Below are 19,831 nucleotides of genomic sequence, written 5' to 3'. Positions count from 1 at the left end.
ACACAAAAACGGCAACCGAAGTTGCCGTTTTGCTTTTATTTGCCTTCGTCAGGCAATGCATACGCGACGATGTAGTCGCCCATCTTCGTGCCAAACGAACCGTGACCCCCTGCAGAGATGACAACGTACTGCTTGCCATTCACTTCATAGGTCATCGGCGTGGCCTGTCCACCCGCCGGCAGACGACCTTGCCACAGTTTTTCACCGTTGGTCATGTTGTACGCGCGCAGGTAGTTATCTGCGGTTGCCGCGATGAACAGCACGTTACCGGCGGTGGAAATTGGGCCACCCAGCATTGGCATACCCATATTGAACGGCACCGGAACCGGCATCGGGAACGGCATGCTGTCCTGTGGCGTACCAATACGTTTTTTCCATACGATCTGGTTGGTTTTCAGATCCAGACCGGAGATATAACCCCAGGCAGGCTGTTTACACGGCAGACCAAACGGCGACAGGAACGGGTTCAGCGTTACGCCAAACGGCACGCCGTACTGCGGCTGAATGCCGGCTTCGGTACCGCTGCCTTTCGCGTCTTTCGGCTGCTCCATTGGGTTGCCCGGACCGCGTGGGATCAGGCGGGAAACGAACGGCAGCGCCATCGGGTTGGCAATCGCCACCTGACGGTTAGGGTCAACGGAGATCCCGCCCCACTCGAACATCCCCAGGTTACCCGGGAAGACCAGCGTGCCCTGCTCAGAAGGCGGCGTGAAGATGCCTTCATAGCGCAGCTGGTGGAACATCACGCGGCACACCAGCTGGTCAAACATGGTGGCGCCCCACATGTCCGCACCGCTGAGGTCTTTCTTCGGACGGAAGCTCAGGTCAGAGAACGGCTGGGTTTTGCTGACGTAATCGCCTTTCGCCGCGCCCTGCGGAACCGGTTTTTCCGGTGCTGGCACAACCAGCTTACCGTTGCTGCGATCCAGCACGAAGATGTTGCCCGTCTTGGCCGGCGCGTAAATCACCGGAACGGTTTTGCCATCAACGGTAATGTCCGCCAGCGTCGGCTGGGACGGCATATCCATATCCCACAGATCGTGGTGAACGGTCTGGTAGCTCCATGCCAGCTTACCGGTGGTCGCATTCAGCGCCACGATAGCGCTCGCATAACGCTCCTGCTCCGGCGTGCGGTTACCGCCCCAGATATCTGGCGTGGTCACACCCATTGGCAGATAGACCAGGTCCAGCTTCGCGTCATACGCCGCTGGCGCCCAGGAGTTTGGCGAGTTAAAGGTAAAGGTGTGCTCGTCCGACGGGATCGCGTTTGGATCTTTCGCGCCCGGGTCGAAGGCCCACAGCAGTTTACCGGTGTTCACGTCGAAACCACGGATTACGCCGGAGGTTTCACGCGTGGAGAAGTTATCCGTTACCGAACCGGCAATCACGATAGTTTTATCGGTGATGATTGGCGGTGAGGTTGGCTCATACAGACCCGGCGTGGTGTCCGGCATGTTGGTCTGCAGGTTCAGGATCCCTTTGTTGGCAAAGGTTTCACACAGCTTGCCCGTTTCGGCATTGATGGCGAACAGACGGCCATCGTTCACCGGCAGCATGATGCGGCGAGGACAGTCAGCAATGACTTCCGGGCTCGCATTATCGGCGCGCGCTTCGTGGTAAGAGACGCCGCGGCAGGTGACGTGCTGGAAGGACGGGTTGGAATTCAGCTGCGGATCGAAGTGCCATTTCTCTTTACCGGTGGCCGCGTCGAGCGCGAACAGACGCTGGTGCGCCGTACACAGGTAGAGCATATTGCCGACTTTAATCGGCGTGACTTCGTTGGTCAGTTCACCCGGATCGTTCGGCATCTTCAGATCGCCGGTACGGAATACCCAGGCTTCCTTCAGGTTTTTAACGTTGTCCGCGTTGATCTGCTTCAGCGGGGAGTAACGTTGACCTTCCTGGTTACGACCATACGCTGGCCAGTCGCCGTCAGCGACCTGCGAGATAGCCGCAGCAGGCGTGGATTCTGCGTTCAGCGTACCGTTGATCTCCTGCGGGTCATTAAAGCCAGCCCAGGTCAGAATGCCGCCGGTAATCAGCAGGGCAACAACCAGGCCCGCCACAGCACCGCTGGAAGGCACAATCAGGCGACGCCAGACGAACGGCAGGATCAGCCAGATACCGAAGAAGACCAGGATGTCGCTGCGCGGCGTCAGTGCCCAGAAGTCGAACCCGACTTCCCAGACGCCCCAGATCATGGTGGCAAGAAGGAGGGCGGCATACAGCCACAGTGCAGATTGTTTTCTACGCAACAGCAGGACGGTTACGCCAACCATAACCAGACCCGCAATCGGGTAGTACCAGGAGCCGCCTAAAGCGACCAGCCAGACGCCACCGATTAACAGATACAGCGCGCAGAAGGCTGCGAATGCGGCTGTTAATGTCACCAGTAGACGCGGCTGTTTAGAGTTTGTTTCAGCCATAGAAAGTGTACTCGTCAGTTTTTGTTAATAATTTGCTAGCAACTAATTATAGGTATTAACAAGTGTGATCGGAATCACAATATTTGCTTTTTATAACTCATACGCCAGGCTTATCCATTTGCTGATATAATGGCTGGCTTGCGTATCAGTGCTGGATATTAACTCATCCGTATTGAGAGATTTTCACTAAAATCATTTGGTTAGTAATATGAAACATACTGTTGAAGTGATGATCCCGGAAGCCGAGATCAAAGCGCGTATCGCCGAACTGGGTCGTCAAATCACCGAACATTACAAGGACAGCGGCAGCGAAATGGTGCTGGTCGGTCTGTTGCGCGGCTCTTTCATGTTCATGGCAGACCTGTGCCGTGAGGTGCATGTGCCCCATGAGGTCGATTTTATGACCGCCTCCAGCTACGGCAGCGGCATGTCCACTACCCGTGATGTGAAAATCCTGAAAGATCTGGATGAAGATATTCGTGGCAAAGATGTGTTGATCGTTGAGGACATCATCGACTCCGGCAACACGCTGTCAAAAGTGCGCGAGATCCTGAGCCTGCGCGAGCCAAAATCTCTGGCGATTTGTACGCTGTTGGATAAACCCGACCGTCGTGAAGTGCAGGTGCCGGTAGAGTTCGTGGGCTTCTCGATTCCTGACGAATTCGTCGTCGGTTACGGCATTGACTACGCGCAGCGCTATCGTCATCTGCCGTATGTGGGGAAAGTGGTACTGCTGGACGAGTAATCGAGGGCTGATGCCTTCACCCCGGCCCTCTCCCACAGGGAGAGGGAGAAAATCCCCGGCTTTATTTATGATTTACATGCTTAAGCTGAAGGTTGGCAATCCCCGAACGGTAACGCTGCTCCAGCGTTTCGCGGTTGGTGGCGGTCACTTCCAGATTGCGCAGCAGGCCATCGTGAATCCCGTACGCCCAGCCGTGGATAGAGACCTTCTGCCCGCGTTTCCACGCTGATTGCATGATCGTTGAGTGGCCCAGGTTATACACCTGCTCCATCACGTTGAGTTCGCAAAGGGTATCCATGCGACGCTCCTGCGGCATTTCGCCCAGCAGTGAGCTATGTTTGAACCAGATATCGCGGATGTGCAGTAGCCAGTTATCAATGAGCCCCAGTTCCGTGTTTTCAACCGCCGCCTGCACGCCGCCGCAGCCATAATGGCCGCAAATGATGATGTGTTCGACTTGCAGAACGTCCACGGCATACTGAACAACAGAAAGACAGTTGAGATCGGTGTGAATCACGAGATTGGCGACATTGCGGTGAACAAACAGTTCGCCGGGTTCAAGGCCGGTCAGGCGCTCCGCCGGTACGCGGCTGTCGGAACATCCAATCCAGAGAAAGCGTGGGTTCTGAGCCTGCGCGAGTTTTCCAAAAAATCCGGGGTCTTCCTCCACCAGCATTTTTGACCATAGTGCATTGTTGCTGATGAGTGTATCTATGTTGTTCATGGAGGTTAGCGACCTGTAACCGAGTTATTGCGTTGCGCTACTATAGGGTAACCCGACTTTTAATGAAACCACACAACGTGTGTAAGAACTGAAGGTAAGTTAATTTCATGGCAATTGCACTGGAGCTTGAGCAGCTTAAAAAAACCTATCCGGGTGGCGTTCAGGCGCTACGCGGAATAGATCTGAAAGTAGAGGCCGGCGATTTTTACGCGCTTCTGGGGCCGAACGGGGCCGGGAAATCGACCACCATTGGGATTATCAGCTCGCTGGTCAATAAAACGTCCGGCCGGGTGAGCGTCTTTGGGTACGACCTGCAAAAAGACGTGGTGAACGCCAAGCGCCAGCTGGGGCTGGTTCCGCAGGAGTTCAACTTCAACCCGTTCGAGACGGTGCAGCAGATTGTGGTTAACCAGGCGGGCTATTACGGCGTTGAGCGTAAAGAGGCCCTGGAGCGTAGCGAAAAATACCTAAAGCAGCTCGATCTGTGGGAAAAGCGTAACGAACGCGCGCGCATGTTGTCCGGCGGGATGAAGCGCCGCCTGATGATTGCCCGTGCGCTGATGCACGAGCCAAAGCTGCTGATCCTCGATGAACCGACAGCGGGTGTTGATATCGAACTTCGTCGCTCCATGTGGGGCTTCCTGAAAGATCTCAACGACAAAGGCACCACCATTATTCTGACCACCCACTATCTGGAAGAGGCTGAAATGCTGTGCCGCAATATCGGCATCATTCAGAACGGCGAGCTGGTGGAGAACACCTCGATGAAGAATCTGCTCTCCAAGCTGAAATCCGAAACCTTCATTCTCGATCTGGCGGCGAAAAGCGCGCTGCCAAAACTTGAAGGTTACAACTATCGTCTGGTAGATACCTCGACGCTGGAAGTGGAAGTGCTGCGCGAGCAGGGGATTAACAGCGTGTTCTCACAGCTGAGCGCGCAGGGGATTCAGGTTTTGAGTATGCGTAACAAAGCGAACCGACTGGAAGAGCTGTTTGTCTCTCTGGTACATGACAAACAAGGAGACAAGGCATGACGCATCTTTACTGGGTCGCGCTGAAAAGTATCTGGGCGAAAGAGATCAACCGCTTTATGCGTATCTGGGTGCAAACCCTGGTGCCGCCGGTCATCACGATGACGCTCTATTTCATCATCTTCGGTAACCTGATTGGTTCCCGAATTGGTGAGATGCACGGCTTTACCTATATGCAGTTTATCGTGCCGGGCCTGATCATGATGGCGGTGATCACCAATGCCTACGCCAACGTGGCGTCGTCGTTCTTTAGCGCCAAGTTCCAGCGCAATATTGAAGAGCTGCTGGTCGCGCCGGTGCCGACGCACGTTATTATCGCGGGCTATGTCGGCGGCGGCGTGGCGCGCGGGCTGTGCGTGGGGATCCTGGTCACGGCGATTTCGCTGTTCTTCGTGCCGTTCCAGGTCCACTCGTGGCTGTTTGTCGCGCTGACGCTGCTCCTGACGGCGATCCTCTTCTCGCTGGCCGGTCTGCTGAACGCCGTGTTCGCCAAAACGTTTGACGACATCAGCCTGATCCCGACCTTCGTGCTGACGCCGCTGACCTATCTCGGCGGGGTGTTCTACTCCCTGACGCTGCTGCCACCGTTCTGGCAGGCGCTGTCGCACCTGAACCCGATTGTCTACATGATCAGCGGGTTCCGCTTTGGCTTCCTCGGCATCACCGATGTGCCGCTGTTTACCACGGTGGCGGTACTGGTGGTGTTCATCATCGCCTTCTACCTGCTCTGCTGGTCGCTGATCCAGCGCGGACGCGGGCTGCGCAGCTAATCTTTTGCCCGGCGACGCTCTGTTTGCCGGGCACTTTCTTTGACAGTTATCACCGTAAGCTAACCTTCACTCCGCTAAACTACTTGCCTGCTAAGGAGGGAGTTATGCTGGGATGGGTTATCACCTGCCACGATGAACAGGCGCAGGAAATGCTGGATAAGCTTGAAGCCAGATTTGGCCCGCTGGTGCAATGCCGGGCGGTAAACTACTGGCGCGGGTTGAGCACCAACATGCTGAGCCGCATGATGTGCGATGCCCTGCATGAAACGGACACCGGGGATGGCGTGATTTTTCTTACCGATAAATCGGGCGCGGCGCCTTATCGCGCAGCCGCGTTGCTGAGCCATAAGCATGCGTGCTGTGAAGTGATCTCGGGTATTAACTTCTCCCTGTTGGCGTTAATGTATCCGCAGCGTGGATCCTTAAGCAGCGCAGAGTTTCGCCAGGCCATCGTGGCGCAGGGCGTTCCGGGCGTCAGCAGCTTGTGGCATCAGCAGCAAAAAAATCCTCCCTTCGTCCTGCTCCACGATTTGTATAAGAATTAAACGTGGGTATTGATGTCTCATTTGTTACAATAGCGGCAGTTTTCCGCACCGATTAAGACACCATGCTACCGCGCATTCTTTTCTTGCTATTGATGCTCATTTCCGGCGTCAGCTCAGCCAGTTTACTCAGTCAGCACACGCTGCCTGCCCAGTACATGCAAACCACCGAAGACGCGGCGATCTGGGCGCAGGTGGGGAACAGCGTGATCAACGTCGGTAACGTGCGCGCCGGGCAGATCCTGGCCGTCGTGCCCGCGGCGGCGGACTACTACGAATTTCGCTTCGGTTTTGGCACGGGGTTTATCGACAAGGGGCACCTGGAGCCGGTTCAGGGGAAACAGCGCGTCGAGGACAGCCTTGGGGATCTCAATAAGCCCCTGAGCAATCAGAACCTCATTACCTGGAAAGACACGCCGGTGTATAACGCGCCGTCGAGCGGCAGCGCGCCGTTCGGCACGTTAAGCGCCAATCTGCGCTATCCCATACTGAATAAACTGAAAGACCGGCTGAATCAGACCTGGTTCCAGATCCGCATCGGCAATCGTCTGGCGTGGATCAGCAGCCTGGACGCGCAGGAAGATAACGGCCTTCCGGTTCTGACCTACCATCATATTTTGCGTGATGAAGAAAACACGCGCTTTCGACATACGTCCACAACGACCAGCGTACGTGCGTTCAACAACCAGATGGCCTGGCTACGCGATCAGGGCTATACCACCCTGACGATGTACCAGCTTGAAGGGTACGTGCGTAACAAAATGAACCTGCCTGCAAAATCGGTGGTGATTACCTTTGACGACGGCCTGAAATCCGTCAGCCGCTATGCCTATCCTGTGCTGAAAGAGTACGGCTTCAAGGCTACGGCGTTTATTATCTCGTCCCGCATAAAAGGCCATCCGCAGAAGTGGGATCCAAAATCGCTGCAGTTTATGAGCGTGCAGGAGATTAAGGGGATTCAGGATGTGTTCGATATTCAGTCCCACACCCACTTCCTGCACCGCGTGGATGGGTATAAGCACCCGATTTTACTGAGCCGCAGCTATCACGTGATTTTGTTTGATTTTGAACGCTCGCGTCGCGCGCTGGCGCAGTTTAATCCACGCGTGCTCTATCTTTCCTATCCGTTTGGCGGCTACGACAATAAAGCGATAAAGGCGGCGAATGATGCCGGTTTCCATCTGGCGGTGACGACGGTGAAAGGGAAGGTGAAGCCGGGGGATAATCCGTTCTTACTGAAACGCCTGTACATCTTAAGAACGGATTCGCTGGAGACCATGTCGCGGCTGATCAGCAATCAGCCGCAGGGATAGTGCTTAAGCAACCTGAACCGGAATCGCCTTCGCGGTACGTTTCATGTCGTTGTCGCCTTCAAAGTAGGCAACTTTCGGCTGCCAGCGGCGCGCTTCTTCATCAGACATCATCACGAAGCTGGCGATAATCACAATATCGCCCACGTCCGCGCAGTGCGCTGCCGCGCCGTTAACGGAGATGATTTTAGACCCGCGCTCGGCGGCGATGGCGTAGGTGGAGAAACGTTTGCCGTTGTTAACGTTCCAGATATCAATCGCTTCGTTTTCAAGGATGCCCGCAGCATCAAGGAAATCCTGGTCGATGGCGCAGGAGCCTTCATAGTGCAGGTCGGCCTGGGTGACTTTCACACGGTGAAGCTTACCTTGCAGCATTTTGCGAATCATTACGTTTACCTTTCATCTTCCGGGTAGAGAAACCTACGCCAGTTCAACCACTTTGTTGTCGATTAGGCGGGCCTGACCGAGCCATGCCGCCACCAGAATGACCGCACGTTTGCTGGTCTGTGTAAGCTCCAGAAGCGTGTCGGCATCGCGAATTTGAATATCATCAGCGCGGAAGCCTTTATCGTTCAGCGCCTGTTCAGCCAGAGCAATAATCTCTTCGGCCGTTAACTCTTTCGCCAGCAGCTGTTCTGCCATGGTGTTCATGACCTTGCTTAAGCCCGGCGCGATTTTACGCTGGTCCGCGGTCAGGTAGCCATTTCGCGAGCTGAGCGCCAGACCGTCTTTGGCGCGTACAATCGGTACGCCGACAATCTCGATATCGTAGCCCATATCCGCAACCATCTTGCGGATCAGCGCCAGCTGCTGGAAATCTTTCTCACCGAAGCAGGCAACGTCCGGCTGCACCAGGTTGAACAGCTTGCTGACGATGGTCGATACGCCGCGGAAATGACCCGGGCGGCTTGCGCCTTCCAGCATGGTGGAAATGCCCGGTACGTCAACGTAAGTGGCCTCATCGGTACCCTGAGGATAGACATCCGCCGGTGCCGGAGAGAAGACAATATCCGCATGGCGTTTTTTGAGCTTCTCGCAATCTTCCTGCAGGGTGCGCGGATAGCGTGCCAGATCGTCGGCGCGGTCAAACTGCATTGGGTTAACGAAGATACTGACCACCACGATATCTGCACGGGCTCTTGCTTCGTCAACCAGCTTCATATGGCCGTCATGCAGGTTGCCCATGGTCGGGACCAGTGCGATACGTTTACCTTCCTGACGCGCGCGGCGGATATGCTGGCGCAGCAGCGGCAGGGTTTCAATGATTAGCACAACGAGACTCCTTAATGGAAACTGTGTTCTTCACCCGGGTAAACACCGGATTCAACGTCGGCAATATACTGCCTGACCGCAGCGCGCATGTCGCCCGCTTCGGTGAGGAAATTTTTGGCAAACTTCGGAATATGCCCGCCGGTGATGCCAAAGGCGTCGTGCATCACCAGGATCTGGCCGTCGGTCACGTTGCCCGCGCCAATACCAATCACCGGAATCGACAGGGCTTCAGTAATACGCTTCGCCAGCTCAACCGGCACGCACTCCAGCACCAGCAGCTGGGCGCCTGCGGCTTCCAGCGCCAGGGCATCATCAAACAGCGTCTGGGCGGCGTCACCGCGGCCCTGCACTTTATATCCACCAAAGATGTTGACGGACTGCGGCGTCAAGCCCAAATGGCCGCACACCGGCACGGCTCGCTCGGTGAGCATCTTCACCGTATCCACCAGCCAGGCGCCGCCTTCAATTTTGACCATGTTAGCGCCAGCACGCATGACCGCTGCCGCGTTTTCGAATGCCTGCTCCGGCGTGGCATAGGCCATAAACGGCAGATCGGAAAGCAGCAGGCAGGCTGGAGCCCCGCGGCGCACCGCACGCGTGTGGTAAGCGATATCCTCAACCGTGACCGGCAGGGTGGAATCATGTCCTTGTACCGTCATCCCTAACGAATCTCCGACCAGCATGACGTTGATACCCTCTTCGGCAAAGAGTTTGGCGAAGCTGTAGTCATACGCGGTGATGGTGGCGAAGCGTTTTTTTTCCTGTTTGCATTTCTGCAGTAAGGAGATGGTGGTTGGTTTCATACTGTTTCCTGATAGCCCAAAAGCGAATCTTTGCGCATTCTAACAGTAACATTCGGGGGAACAATGATTTTAGGTAACCGATTAGCCACAATTATTTTGAGGTTAATCGGCAGGGGAACCGGATCACCAGCGGGCGGGTCTTTCCGCGCTGAGGTTGTCCAGAATGGTCCGGAGTGGGATGCCATCCGGGAAGATGAGATCGGGGACGACTTCAAACAGCGGCCAGAGCATAAACCCGCGGTTTTTCATGTCGTAATGCGGAACGGTGAGACGTTCAGTGTTAATGGTTTCGTGACCAAACAGCATAATGTCGAGGTCCAGCGTGCGCGGTCCCCAGCGCTCGGCTTTGCGTACGCGGCCCTGCTGCAGTTCGATGCGCTGGGTGTTATCCAGCAGCGTTTCGGCATCAAGGGCAGTTTCCAGCACCACGGCGGCATTGAGATAATCAGGCTGATCCTGCGGGCCCAGCGGCGGCGTGCGGTAGAAAGAGGAGACCGCCACGATCTTGCTTTGCGGGATCTCCCCCAGCGCCTGTACGGCAGCGTTCACCTGCTCCAGCGGAGAGGCTAAATTGCTGCCGATGGCGATATACGCGAGGGTCATGCTGTCCCTTCACGACGCGGCGCGCGTTTGCGCGGACGGCGATGGCGGCGACGCGGTTCCGGCTCTTCATCCAGCCCGGTGAGCATATCTTTTTGCTCCGGCGGGGCGGAAACCTGGAATTCGGCCCACCACTGCGCCAGGCGCTGCAGTTCCTGATTGCGTTCAATTTCAGCACGCAGCGACAGCAGATCGAAGGCGGCGCGGAATTTTGGATGCTCCATCAGCTTCCAGGCGCGTTTGCCCTGACGACGGGACATGCGCAGCTGAAGCTGCCAGATATCGCGCACCAGCGTGGTAATACGTTTTGGAATAGCGAGCGTACGGCACCCTTCGTCCAGCACGTCGTTTGCGGCCAGCGCGAAGGCGTCATAATAGGCAAGCCCGCTCTCCTGGGTAATTCGCTGGGCCGTTTCCAGCAGCGGATACCAGAACATCGCCGCAAACAGGAACGCCGGATTGACGCGCATGTCGTTGCGAATACGGGTATCGGTATTTTTCAGCACCTGCGCAATCATCCGCTCCATTGGGCTGTCACCGCTTTCGGTGAAGTAGCGGGTAATGGTCGGGAAGAGGGGCTGGAACAGGTTGTATTCGCGCAGCAGGTTGTAGGTTTCAAAGCCGTGGCCAGCCTGCAGCAGCTTCAGCGCCTCTTCAAACAGGCGGGCAGGCGGCACGTCGTTAATCAACGTCGCCAGACGCGGAATCGGCTCTGCCGTTTCCGGGCTGATGCGCATATTGAGCTTGGCGGCGAAACGCACGGCGCGCAGCATACGCACGGGATCTTCGCGATAGCGCGTTTCCGGCGTGCCGATCAGACGGATCAAACCTTCTTTAAGGTCCTGCATGCCGCCGACGTAATCACGCACGGTGAAATCCGCCACGCTGTAATAAAGGCTGTTGATGGTGAAGTCGCGACGCTGGGCATCTTCTTCGATAGAGCCGAAGATATTGTCGCGCAGCAGCATGCCGTTCTGGCCGCGCTGTGACGTGGTGCGATCGGATGCGCCCGCTTCGTGGTGGCCGCGGAAGGTCGCCACTTCGATAATTTCCGGCCCAAACATCACGTGAGCCAGACGGAAACGGCGGCCAACGAGACGGCAGTTGCGGAATAATTTGCGCACCTGCTCAGGCGTGGCGCTGGTCGTCACGTCGAAATCTTTTGGTTTTTTGCCCAGCAGTAAATCACGCACTCCACCGCCCACGAGATAGGCCTCGTAGCCCGCTTTATTCAGACGATAGAGCACCTTGAGGGCATTTTCACTGATATCTTTGCGGGAAATAGTGTGCTGCTCACGCGGAATAACCGACATGTGTGGCTGTGCAATAGCATCGTTCGCCATGCTCTCTTCGCGGCTTAGCACTTTACGGCAAAAATTAGCGACTCGGGTAAAAATGGTACACCTCGTAGTGTGTTTTGTTATGAAAAAAGCGGCTAATCATAGCTCAGCGCAACGCATTTGAGAATGCTGGATTTTTGGCACTGCCGCGAGCGTCCAGTTGGCAACGGCCATTTTCAGCAGTTCGTCAATACGCAGATCCTGCCATTCGTTGGTTACATTCTGGTTGAGAAATCGCAGCGCGTCGATCAAAACAGGACGCGGATCGCCGTCTGGCAGGGCCGGGGCGTGGTTCTGCTTTGACAATTTAAAGCCCTGCGCATTGACCGCCAGCGGCAGATGAATGTAGTCCGGTGCCGTCCAGCCAAACTGGTGATACAGCGATATTTGTCGCACGGTCGGTTCGACCAGATCCGCCCCGCGCACAATTTCCGTCACGCCCTGGAAACGATCGTCGACGACCACCGCCAGGTTATAGGCGAAAAGGCCGTCACGGCGGTGAATAATAAAATCCTCACGCGCCAGACGTTCATCGGCATGAATCTCACCGGAGAGGAGATCGTTAAAGTGCGTCACCGGGGAGCGCTGCTTTATACGTACGGCGGCATTTTCCGGGGGAAGATTAAGCGTGCGGCAGTGGCCGTCATAGACGCCACCCACGCTCTGGATACGCGCGCGGGTGCAGGTGCAGTTATAGGAAAGCCCCCGTTCGCGAAGCCAGGCCAGACGTTCCCGATAGGCATCGTGACGTTTTGACTGCCAGAGCACCTCGTCATCCCAGTGAAGACCGTAATGTTCCAGCTGACGCAGAATCGTCTCTGCAGCACCGGGAACTTCACGCGGAGGGTCAATATCTTCAATGCGTACGAGCCATTTTCCCAGGCGGGCGCGAGCCTGCAGGTAGCTGCCGAGCGCGGCAATCAATGAGCCGAAGTGTAATTCACCGGAAGGAGATGGCGCGAAGCGCCCAATATAGTGTGATTCAGACATATCAACAGTAACAAGGCGGGAGAGACTCCCGCCTTTGGAGTGTGTAAACAGCGCTGGTATTAACCGGCCATCTGTTTTTCGCGGATTTCGGCCAGCGTTTTACAGTCGATGCACAGATCGGCGGTTGGACGCGCTTCCAGGCGACGAATACCGATTTCAACACCGCAGGATTCGCAGTAGCCAAAATCTTCGTCTTCGACTTTTTTCAGCGTTTTCTCGATCTTTTTGATCAGTTTGCGTTCGCGGTCACGGTTACGCAGTTCGAGGCTGAACTCTTCTTCCTGAGCGGCACGGTCTACCGGATCCGGGAAGTTGGCAGCTTCATCCTGCATATGAGTAACGGTGCGATCGACTTCATCCCTGAGTTGATTACGCCATGCTTCAAGAATACGCTTGAAGTGCGACAGCTGGGCTTCGTTCATATACTCTTCGCCCGGCTTCTCTTGATACGGCTCCACCCCAGCGATGGCGAGAATACTCAGGGACGATGTTTTACGGTTTTGCCCTTCTTGCATGTTGCTTCTCCTTAACACGCACTATCGATCCCCGTGTTGGGGGAAAAATCAGGTCGCTATAAATAGCAGATGCTTTTCCGTAAGGCAATTATCTAAACGTAACACTTGACAAGCCTGTGAGGAAAAGCGTATTTGCGCACGCGGCCAGAACACTTATTCGACAATCGTCTAATCCCTTACAAGACAATGGGAAGAGAGGATCTCAGAGTCATATTATCGGCAGAAAGTTCCGCTTTATAAGCGAAAACCTCTACCCCCTGCTTTTGTGCCTCATGCAACAATTGCGCGTATTTAGGATCAATATGGCGGGCAGGGGAGAAACGTTCAATGGCTGAATGCAACACCGCAAACAGCAATACGGCGCGTTTGCCCGCCGCCGCAACACTCATTAGCTCTCGCAGATGCTTCTGGCCACGCAGCGTTACCGCATCCGGGAAGTAGCCATTTTCCTGTTCCGCTAACGTCACTGATTTTACTTCAATATAGCACTCGGGCCTGTCTTCCGCCTGTAACATGAAGTCAATTCTGCTGCCTTCATCGCCATATTTCACTTCACTTTTATGCGTGCCATATCCCACCAGTTCGGGAATGGCGCCAAGGGTCAGCGCTTCCTTAACCAGCTGATTTGCGCGCTGGGTATTAACGCAAATAAATGCCCCGTTTTGGGTTTCGGTCACTTCCCAGGTATGGGCATATTTGCGTTTACTATTTTCTGAAGTGGAATACCAGACCCTGTCACCCGGCGTCGCACACCCCGTCATGGCGCCGGTATTGGGGCAGTGCAGGGTGAGCTGAACCCCTTCGGGGGTGATCACGTCGGCGAGGAAGCGTTTGTATCGCTGGATAAGCGTAGCGTGCTGCAGGGGAGGACTAAACTTCATCAGAATTCCTTTCAGTGTTGCCCAGCGTCCAGCGCTGTAGCGGCGTATAGCGGGTGCGTCCCTGTGCAAAGACGGATTCGTAAAGCGCGAATGCGTTGACCGGAAAGGCCCAGTGAAAACCCGGCGGCGGGATGGCAACGGCCTGACCGGCATCGCGCAGCAGCGTGATATGTGGATGAAACGGCTGTGGGCTCTGATAACAGCCGCTGCGCGCCGCCTGGGCGCGCAGCATATTCGCCAGCTGCAATAATCCGCGCGGCGGCTGGCGCGTTCCCAGCCAGACCACGCGCGAACGCGGCCACTGACCCGCGTCGTCGAGATGCAGCGTAAATTCCGGCTGGGCAATACGCCCGGCCATTGCGGCTAACGCCCGCTGTTTTTCGGCACTAACGTCGCCCAAAAAGGCCAGCGTCATGTGCAGGTTGGCCGCCGCGACAGGGCGGCCCGCTTCCGGCGAAAAGCAATCGGCGCGCCAGCGAACAATTTGACGCTGTATGGTGGTGGGCAATTCAATGGCAAAAAACAGCCGTTTCGACTCAGGCATACGGAGGACTCGGTAATGATATGCGCCGATGCTACAATGTACGCCGACTAATGTTAACCCTCTGGAGCTGTTAGTGTCCTCATTGCCGGTCGCCGTCATTCTTCCTGAGCTTCTCGCTGCCTTACGCCATTCCCCACAGGTTTTGCTGAATGCCCCTACGGGCGCGGGCAAGTCCACCTGGCTGCCGCTGCAGATTCTGAAAGACGGAAATATCCGCGGGAAAATTATCCTGCTGGAGCCGCGCAGGCTGGCCGCGCGCAACGTGGCGCAGCGTCTGGCGGAACTGCTGAATGAAAAACCGGGCGAAACGGTAGGTTACAGGATGCGTGCCGAGGCCTGCGTTGGTCCGAACACGCGTCTTGAAGTGGTCACCGAGGGTATTCTCACCCGCATGCTGCAAAACGATCCGGAGCTGAACGGCGTTGGGCTGGTGATCCTCGATGAATTCCACGAGCGCAGCCTGCAGGCGGATCTGGCCCTCGCGCTGTTGCTGGACGTGCAGCAGGGGCTACGCGACGATCTCAGGCTGCTTATTATGTCGGCCACGCTGGATAACGAGCGGCTACGACAGGCATTACCCGGTGCGCCGGTCATCAGCTCAGAAGGGCGGGCGTTTCCGGTTGAACGCCGCTATCAGCCGCTTCCCTCCCACCAGCGTTTTGACGAGGCCGTCGCCATTGCCACCGCTGAGCTGCTGCGCCAGGAAGCCGGTTCCCTGCTGCTGTTTTTGCCGGGCGTCGGTGAAATTCAGCGCGTGCAGGAGCAGCTTTCTACCCGCGCAGGCGGCGACGTGCTGCTTTGCCCGCTCTACGGCGCGTTGTCGCTACAGGATCAGCGTAAAGCGATCCTTCCCGCGCCGGCGGGGCAGCGCAAGGTGGTGCTGGCAACCAACATTGCTGAAACCAGTTTGACCATTGAAGGTATTCGCCTGGTGGTGGATAGCGCGCAGGAGCGGGTGGCAAGCTTTGACCCTCGTACCGGGCTGACTAAACTCCTGACGCAGCGCATCAGCCAGGCGTCGATGGTGCAGCGCGCGGGCCGTGCGGGGCGTCTTGAGCCGGGCATCTGCCTGCATTTGACCAGCGCGGAGCAGGCTGAACGCGCCGCACAGCAAAGCACGCCGGAAATTTTACAAAGCGATTTGTCTGGTCTGGTGATGGATCTGCTCCAGTGGGGCTGCCCGAACCCTGAGCAGCTCACCTGGCTTAATCCTCCTCCTGTCGTAAACCTCACCGCTGCGCGCACGTTGCTGACGCAGCTTGGCGCGCTGGAAGGCGAGCGTCTGACGGCGCGCGGCCAGAAAATGGCGGCGCTGGGCAACGATCCGCGTCTGGCCGCGATGCTGGTGGCCGCGCAAGGGGAAGATGAAATTGCCACGGCGGCAAAACTGGCGGCTATTCTTGAGGAGCCGCCTCGCGGTGGCAGCAGCGATCTGGGTCAGGCGTTTTCGCGCAACCAGGGGAACTGGCAGCAGCGGGCGCAGCAGCTGGGCAAACGCCTGAATAGCCGGGGAGGTGCGCCTGACAGCGATAAGATTGCCTTCCTGCTGGCCCAGGCTTTCCCTGACAGGATTGCGCGTCGGCGCGGGCTGGACGGTCGCTACCAGCTGGCAAACGGCATGGGGGCGATGCTGGATAGCGATGATGCGCTGACGCGTCACGAATGGCTGATCGCCCCGCTGTTGCTGCAGGGCAGCCATTCTCCGGATGCGCGTATCCTGCTGGCGATTGCCGTAGAGATTGACGCCCTGACGCGTGCCTGTCCGCAGCTGCTTCAGCAATCTGATACCGTGGAATGGGATGACGCCCAGGGCACGCTGAAGGCCTTTCGTCGCAGCCAGATTGGCAAGTTGACGCTTGGGACGAAGCCGCTGGCGAAGCCGTCGGAAGACGAGCTTCATCAGGCGATGCTGAACGGAATTCGGGAAAAAGGGCTGAGCGCCCTGAACTGGACGCCGGAAGCGGAGCAGTACCGCATTCGTCTGCACTGCGCCGCGAAGTGGCTACCGGAATACGGTTGGCCTGCGGTGGATGACGAGACGCTGCTCGCTACGCTTGAGCGCTGGCTACTGCCGCAAATGAGCGGCGTACACTCTCTGCGAGCCCTTAAGGCGCTTGATGTTAAGACCGCGTTACAGAATTTACTGGACTGGTCATTACGTCAACGTCTGGATAGTGAACTGCCAGGGCATTACACTGTGCCGACCGGAAGCCGGATTGCCATCCGTTATCATGAGGATAATCCGCCGGCGCTGGCGGTTCGGATGCAGGAGATGTTTGGTGAAGCCACCACGCCGTCCATTGCGGAAGGGCGTGTGCCGTTAGTGCTTGAGCTGCTGTCGCCTGCGCATCGTCCATTACAAATCACCCGAGATTTGGGAGCGTTCTGGGCGGGAAGCTACCGTGAAGTGCAGAAAGAGATGAAGGGGCGATATCCCAAACATGTCTGGCCGGACGATCCGGCGAATACGGCGCCGACGCGGCGAACGAAGAAATATTCGTAGGTTAGGTGAAAGAGGGAGTGCGGCCTGATGCCCTCACCCCGGCCCTCTCCCACGGGGAGAGGGAGAAAACACTAAAGACTTTCCTGACAGGAAAGTCTTGCTGTTTATTTTGAGAGATTTCTTCTTTCACAGGCCTGTGAAAGAAAAGAAAATCTGGCCTTTGCGCCTGAAAGTTGCGGAGAAAAAGCATGGCGGGGAATGACCGCGAGCCAATAGGACGTAAGGGAAAACCAACGCGTCCGGCGAAAGAAAAGGTAAGCCGTCGTCGCCTCAGAGATGAGGACTATGACGATGACTATGAAGACGATTATGAGGATGAAGAACCGATGCCGCGTAATGGAAAAGGCAAAGGGCGTAAGCCTCGGGGCAAGCGCGGCTGGTTCTGGCTGCTGCTGAAGCTGTTTATTGTTTTTGTTGTCCTGATGGCGATTTACGGCGTGTATCTGGATCAGAAGATCCGTAGCCGTATCGACGGTAAAGTCTGGCAGCTCCCTGCGGCAGTGTATGGCCGTATGGTGAACCTTGAGCCAGATATGTCCATCACCAAGAACGAGATGGTTAAACTGCTGGAAGCCACCCAGTATCGTCAGGTATCAAAAATGACGCGGCCTGGCGAATTTACCGTGCAGTCCAACAGCATTGAGATGATTCGTCGTCCGTTTGATTTCCCGGACAGCAAAGAGGGGCAGGTGCGCGCGCGTCTGACCTTTGACGGCGATCGTCTGGACACCATCGAGAACATGGATAACAACCGTCAGTTCGGTTTCTTCCGTCTCGATCCGCGTCTGATCACCATGCTTTCGTCAGCAAACGGCGAGCAGCGCCTGTTCGTGGCGCGTAACGGCTTCCCGGATCTGCTGGTAGATACCCTGCTGGCAACCGAAGACCGTCACTTCTACGAGCACGATGGCATCAGCCTCTACTCGATTGGCCGTGCGGTACTGGCTAACCTGACTGCCGGTCGCACCGTGCAGGGAGCGAGTACGCTGACCCAGCAGCTGGTGAAAAACCTGTTCCTCTCCAGCGAACGCTCTTACTGGCGTAAAGCGAACGAAGCCTACATGGCCGTGCTGATGGATGCGCGCTACAGCAAGGATCGTATCCTTGAGCTGTACATGAACGAGGTGTACCTTGGTCAGAGCGGCGATAACGAAATCCGCGGCTTCCCGCTGGCGAGCCTGTACTACTTTGGCCGTCCGGTGGAAGAGCTGAGCCTGGACCAGCAGGCGCTGCTGGTGGGCATGGTGAAAGGGGCGTCCATTTATAACCCGTGGCGTAACCCGAAACTGGCGCTGGAGCGTCGTAACCTCGTTCTGCGTCTGCTGCAACAGCAGCAGGTGATTGACCAGGAGCTGTACGACATGCTGAGCGCGCGTCCACTCGGCGTTCAGCCGCGCGGCGGCGTGATTTCGCCTCAGCCTGCGTTTATGCAGCTGGTGCGTCAGGAGCTGCAAAGCAAGCTCGGCGATAAGGTCAAAGATCTCTCCGGCGTGAAGATCTTCACCACCTTTGACTCCGTGGCGCAGGATGCGGCCGAAAAAGCGGCTGTGGAAGGCATTCCGGCGCTGAAGAAACAGCGTAAGCTCTCCGATCTTGAAACCGCGATGGTGGTGGTTGACCGTAACACCGGCGAAGTGCGCGCGATGGTGGGCGGGGCCGAGCCGCAGTTTGCAGGCTACAACCGTGCGATGCAGGCGCGTCGCTCAATCGGCTCTCTGGCAAAACCGGCAACCTACCTCACAGCCCTGAGCCAGCCAAATCAGTATCGCCTGAATACCTGGATTGCGGATGCGCCGATCTCCCTGCGCCAGCCTAACGGCCAGGTCTGGTCACCGCAGAACGATGATAAACAGTTCAGCGGCCAGGTCATGCTGGTGGATGCGTTGACCCGTTCCATGAACGTGCCAACGGTGAACCTGGGCATGTCGCTGGGACTGCCGGCGATTGTCGATACCTGGCAAAAGCTGGGCGTGGCGAAAGATCAGCTGCACCCGGTGCCGGCGATGATCCTCGGTGCGCTTAACCTGACGCCGATCGAAGTGGCGCAGGCGTTCCAGACCATTGCCAGCGGGGGCAACCGCGCGCCGCTGTCTGCCCTGCGCTCAGTGATTGCCGAAGATGGTTCCGTGCTGTATCAGAGCTTCCCGCAGGCGGAGCGTGCCGTTCCTGCTCAGGCCGCCTATATGACGCTGTGGACGATGCAGCAGGTCGTGCAGCGCGGTACCGGCCGTCAGCTGGGCGCGAAGTATCCGGGTCTGCATCTGGCGGGTAAAACCGGGACCACCAACAACAACGTCGATACCTGGTTCGCCGGTATTGATGGCCGTGAAGTGGTGATCACCTGGGTAGGCCGCGACAACAACCAGCCGACCAAACTGTACGGGGCGAGCGGGGCGATGTCGATTTACCAGCGCTATCTGGCAAATCAGTCTCCTGTGCCGCTGAATCTGGTTGCGCCGGAAGATATCGTCGATATGGGCGTGGACAGCTCCGGTAACTTCGTCTGCGGCGGCGGGATGCGTACGCTGCCTGTCTGGACCGCAAACCCGGACTCGCTGTGCCAGCAAAGCCAGCCAGAACAGCCAACGGGTAACCCGTTCGACCAGTCTTCTCAGCCACAGCAGCCGCAGCAGCAACAGCCGCAGCAGCAGAATGAGAAGAAAGACAGCGACGGTGTCGCGGGCTGGATTAAAGACATGTTCGGCGGTAACTAACCTTTTAAAGCCCTCTTCCCTGGAAGGGGGCTTTTTTTACCCGTAAACCTCATTTCGTTAACCCTCGCTTTAACTCTGATTAACCCTTCGTTTTCTCTTGATGATTTCTTAAACCCTTAAT

At 56.7% G+C, this 19,831-nt stretch carries 18 protein-coding genes; 7 read left to right on the top strand and 11 right to left on the bottom strand.

Annotated features, from left to right (window positions below; genetic code table 11):
* Positions 1-35: 35 nt before the first annotated feature.
* Positions 36-2,426 (bottom strand): glucose/quinate/shikimate family membrane-bound PQQ-dependent dehydrogenase, encoded by a 2,391-nt coding sequence (locus USF70_RS13840; protein WP_033144652.1) that lies wholly within the window; start codon positions 2,424-2,426, stop codon positions 36-38.
* Between the two features lie 208 nt (positions 2,427-2,634).
* Between USF70_RS13840 and hpt the strand changes: the two genes are divergently transcribed.
* Positions 2,635-3,171, top strand: a complete 537-nt coding sequence (hpt, locus tag USF70_RS13835) for a hypoxanthine phosphoribosyltransferase (protein ID WP_008501948.1) — start codon at positions 2,635-2,637, stop codon at positions 3,169-3,171.
* Between the two features lie 61 nt (positions 3,172-3,232).
* Here the strand turns inward: hpt and can are convergent, their stop codons facing one another.
* Positions 3,233-3,895, bottom strand: a complete 663-nt coding sequence (gene can / locus USF70_RS13830; RefSeq protein ID WP_008501947.1) for a carbonate dehydratase — start codon at positions 3,893-3,895, stop codon at positions 3,233-3,235.
* A gap of 107 nt (positions 3,896-4,002) precedes the next feature.
* Between can and USF70_RS13825 the strand changes: the two genes are divergently transcribed.
* From USF70_RS13825 to USF70_RS13810, 4 genes are all read left to right on the top strand, one after another.
* Positions 4,003-4,929, top strand: coding sequence for an ABC transporter ATP-binding protein (locus USF70_RS13825; RefSeq protein WP_032660633.1), 927 nt, complete (start codon positions 4,003-4,005; stop codon positions 4,927-4,929).
* Positions 4,926-5,696 carry an ABC transporter permease gene (locus tag USF70_RS13820; RefSeq protein WP_023310428.1) on the top strand — a complete coding sequence of 257 codons (771 nt, stop codon included), beginning with the start codon at positions 4,926-4,928 and terminating at the stop codon, positions 5,694-5,696. The genes USF70_RS13825 and USF70_RS13820 overlap by 4 nt, the downstream gene beginning before the upstream one ends.
* A gap of 104 nt (positions 5,697-5,800) precedes the next feature.
* The gene (locus USF70_RS13815) at positions 5,801-6,241 is read left to right on the top strand and encodes a PTS sugar transporter subunit IIA (protein WP_033144654.1); all 441 of its coding nucleotides are present in this window, start codon (positions 5,801-5,803) and stop codon (positions 6,239-6,241) included.
* A gap of 62 nt (positions 6,242-6,303) precedes the next feature.
* The gene (locus tag USF70_RS13810) at positions 6,304-7,551 is read left to right on the top strand and encodes a polysaccharide deacetylase family protein (RefSeq protein WP_045355167.1); all 1,248 of its coding nucleotides are present in this window, start codon (positions 6,304-6,306) and stop codon (positions 7,549-7,551) included.
* A gap of 3 nt (positions 7,552-7,554) precedes the next feature.
* Here USF70_RS13810 and panD read toward each other — a convergent pair whose 3' ends face one another.
* The 9 genes from panD to thpR all read right to left on the bottom strand — a co-directional run bounded on the left by panD (position 7,555) and on the right by thpR (position 14,493).
* Positions 7,555-7,935: an aspartate 1-decarboxylase gene (panD, locus tag USF70_RS13805; protein ID WP_006810068.1), complete on the bottom strand. Its 381-nt coding sequence runs from the start codon at positions 7,933-7,935 to the stop codon at positions 7,555-7,557.
* Between the two features lie 33 nt (positions 7,936-7,968).
* Positions 7,969-8,820: a pantoate--beta-alanine ligase gene (gene panC, locus USF70_RS13800; RefSeq protein ID WP_023310431.1), complete on the bottom strand. Its 852-nt coding sequence runs from the start codon at positions 8,818-8,820 to the stop codon at positions 7,969-7,971.
* Between the two features lie 11 nt (positions 8,821-8,831).
* Entirely contained in the window at positions 8,832-9,623 is a 792-nt protein-coding gene (gene panB, locus USF70_RS13795; RefSeq protein ID WP_014882600.1) for a 3-methyl-2-oxobutanoate hydroxymethyltransferase, read from the bottom strand.
* A gap of 123 nt (positions 9,624-9,746) precedes the next feature.
* Positions 9,747-10,226, bottom strand: coding sequence for a 2-amino-4-hydroxy-6-hydroxymethyldihydropteridine diphosphokinase (gene folK / locus USF70_RS13790; RefSeq protein WP_213729988.1), 480 nt, complete (start codon positions 10,224-10,226; stop codon positions 9,747-9,749).
* Complete coding sequence (gene pcnB / locus USF70_RS13785; protein ID WP_072162357.1) at positions 10,223-11,620, bottom strand: polynucleotide adenylyltransferase PcnB; 1,398 nt, start codon at positions 11,618-11,620, stop codon at positions 10,223-10,225. The genes folK and pcnB overlap by 4 nt, the downstream gene beginning before the upstream one ends.
* A 42-nt stretch (positions 11,621-11,662) precedes the next feature.
* Positions 11,663-12,553 (bottom strand): tRNA glutamyl-Q(34) synthetase GluQRS, encoded by an 891-nt coding sequence (gluQRS, locus tag USF70_RS13780; protein ID WP_033144657.1) that lies wholly within the window; start codon positions 12,551-12,553, stop codon positions 11,663-11,665.
* 59 nt (positions 12,554-12,612) lie between these two features.
* Positions 12,613-13,068, bottom strand: coding sequence for an RNA polymerase-binding protein DksA (gene dksA / locus USF70_RS13775; protein WP_001155232.1), 456 nt, complete (start codon positions 13,066-13,068; stop codon positions 12,613-12,615).
* A gap of 176 nt (positions 13,069-13,244) precedes the next feature.
* A complete protein-coding gene (sfsA, locus tag USF70_RS13770; protein ID WP_033144658.1) occupies positions 13,245-13,949 on the bottom strand; it encodes a DNA/RNA nuclease SfsA in 705 nt (234 codons plus the stop codon).
* Positions 13,939-14,493, bottom strand: coding sequence for an RNA 2',3'-cyclic phosphodiesterase (thpR, locus tag USF70_RS13765; protein ID WP_069303673.1), 555 nt, complete (start codon positions 14,491-14,493; stop codon positions 13,939-13,941). The genes sfsA and thpR overlap by 11 nt, the downstream gene beginning before the upstream one ends.
* Positions 14,494-14,566: 73 nt before the next feature.
* Here thpR and hrpB point away from each other — a divergent pair, with 73 nt between their 5' ends.
* Positions 14,567-16,996: an ATP-dependent helicase HrpB gene (hrpB, locus tag USF70_RS13760; RefSeq protein ID WP_320735706.1), complete on the top strand. Its 2,430-nt coding sequence runs from the start codon at positions 14,567-14,569 to the stop codon at positions 16,994-16,996.
* A gap of 188 nt (positions 16,997-17,184) precedes the next feature.
* Positions 17,185-19,710, top strand: a complete 2,526-nt coding sequence (mrcB, locus tag USF70_RS13755; protein ID WP_033144661.1) for a bifunctional glycosyl transferase/transpeptidase — start codon at positions 17,185-17,187, stop codon at positions 19,708-19,710.
* The last annotated feature ends 121 nt before the right edge of the window (positions 19,711-19,831 follow it).

It is taken from the genome of Enterobacter sp. 237C8, from assembly GCF_034106865.1.
GTDB lineage: Bacteria > Pseudomonadota > Gammaproteobacteria > Enterobacterales > Enterobacteriaceae > Enterobacter > Enterobacter asburiae_B.
This window is presented reverse-complemented; position numbering and strand designations above follow the sequence as displayed.

Excerpts from the sequence above, each read along its gene's own strand:
- USF70_RS13840 (WP_033144652.1), bottom strand. The coding sequence starts at position 2,426 with ATGGCTGAAACAAACTCTAAACAGCCGCGTCTACTGGTGACATTAACA.
- hpt (WP_008501948.1), top strand. The coding sequence starts at position 2,635 with ATGAAACATACTGTTGAAGTGATGATCCCGGAAGCCGAGATCAAAGCG.
- can (WP_008501947.1), bottom strand. The coding sequence starts at position 3,895 with ATGAACAACATAGATACACTCATCAGCAACAATGCACTATGGTCAAAA.
- USF70_RS13825 (WP_032660633.1), top strand. The coding sequence starts at position 4,003 with ATGGCAATTGCACTGGAGCTTGAGCAGCTTAAAAAAACCTATCCGGGT.
- USF70_RS13820 (WP_023310428.1), top strand. The coding sequence starts at position 4,926 with ATGACGCATCTTTACTGGGTCGCGCTGAAAAGTATCTGGGCGAAAGAG.
- USF70_RS13815 (WP_033144654.1), top strand. The coding sequence starts at position 5,801 with ATGCTGGGATGGGTTATCACCTGCCACGATGAACAGGCGCAGGAAATG.
- USF70_RS13810 (WP_045355167.1), top strand. The coding sequence starts at position 6,304 with ATGCTACCGCGCATTCTTTTCTTGCTATTGATGCTCATTTCCGGCGTC.
- panD (WP_006810068.1), bottom strand. The coding sequence starts at position 7,935 with ATGATTCGCAAAATGCTGCAAGGTAAGCTTCACCGTGTGAAAGTCACC.
- panB (WP_014882600.1), bottom strand. The coding sequence starts at position 9,623 with ATGAAACCAACCACCATCTCCTTACTGCAGAAATGCAAACAGGAAAAA.
- folK (WP_213729988.1), bottom strand. The coding sequence starts at position 10,226 with ATGACCCTCGCGTATATCGCCATCGGCAGCAATTTAGCCTCTCCGCTG.
- gluQRS (WP_033144657.1), bottom strand. The coding sequence starts at position 12,553 with ATGTCTGAATCACACTATATTGGGCGCTTCGCGCCATCTCCTTCCGGT.
- dksA (WP_001155232.1), bottom strand. The coding sequence starts at position 13,068 with ATGCAAGAAGGGCAAAACCGTAAAACATCGTCCCTGAGTATTCTCGCC.
- sfsA (WP_033144658.1), bottom strand. The coding sequence starts at position 13,949 with ATGAAGTTTAGTCCTCCCCTGCAGCACGCTACGCTTATCCAGCGATAC.
- thpR (WP_069303673.1), bottom strand. The coding sequence starts at position 14,493 with ATGCCTGAGTCGAAACGGCTGTTTTTTGCCATTGAATTGCCCACCACC.
- mrcB (WP_033144661.1), top strand. The coding sequence starts at position 17,185 with ATGGCGGGGAATGACCGCGAGCCAATAGGACGTAAGGGAAAACCAACG.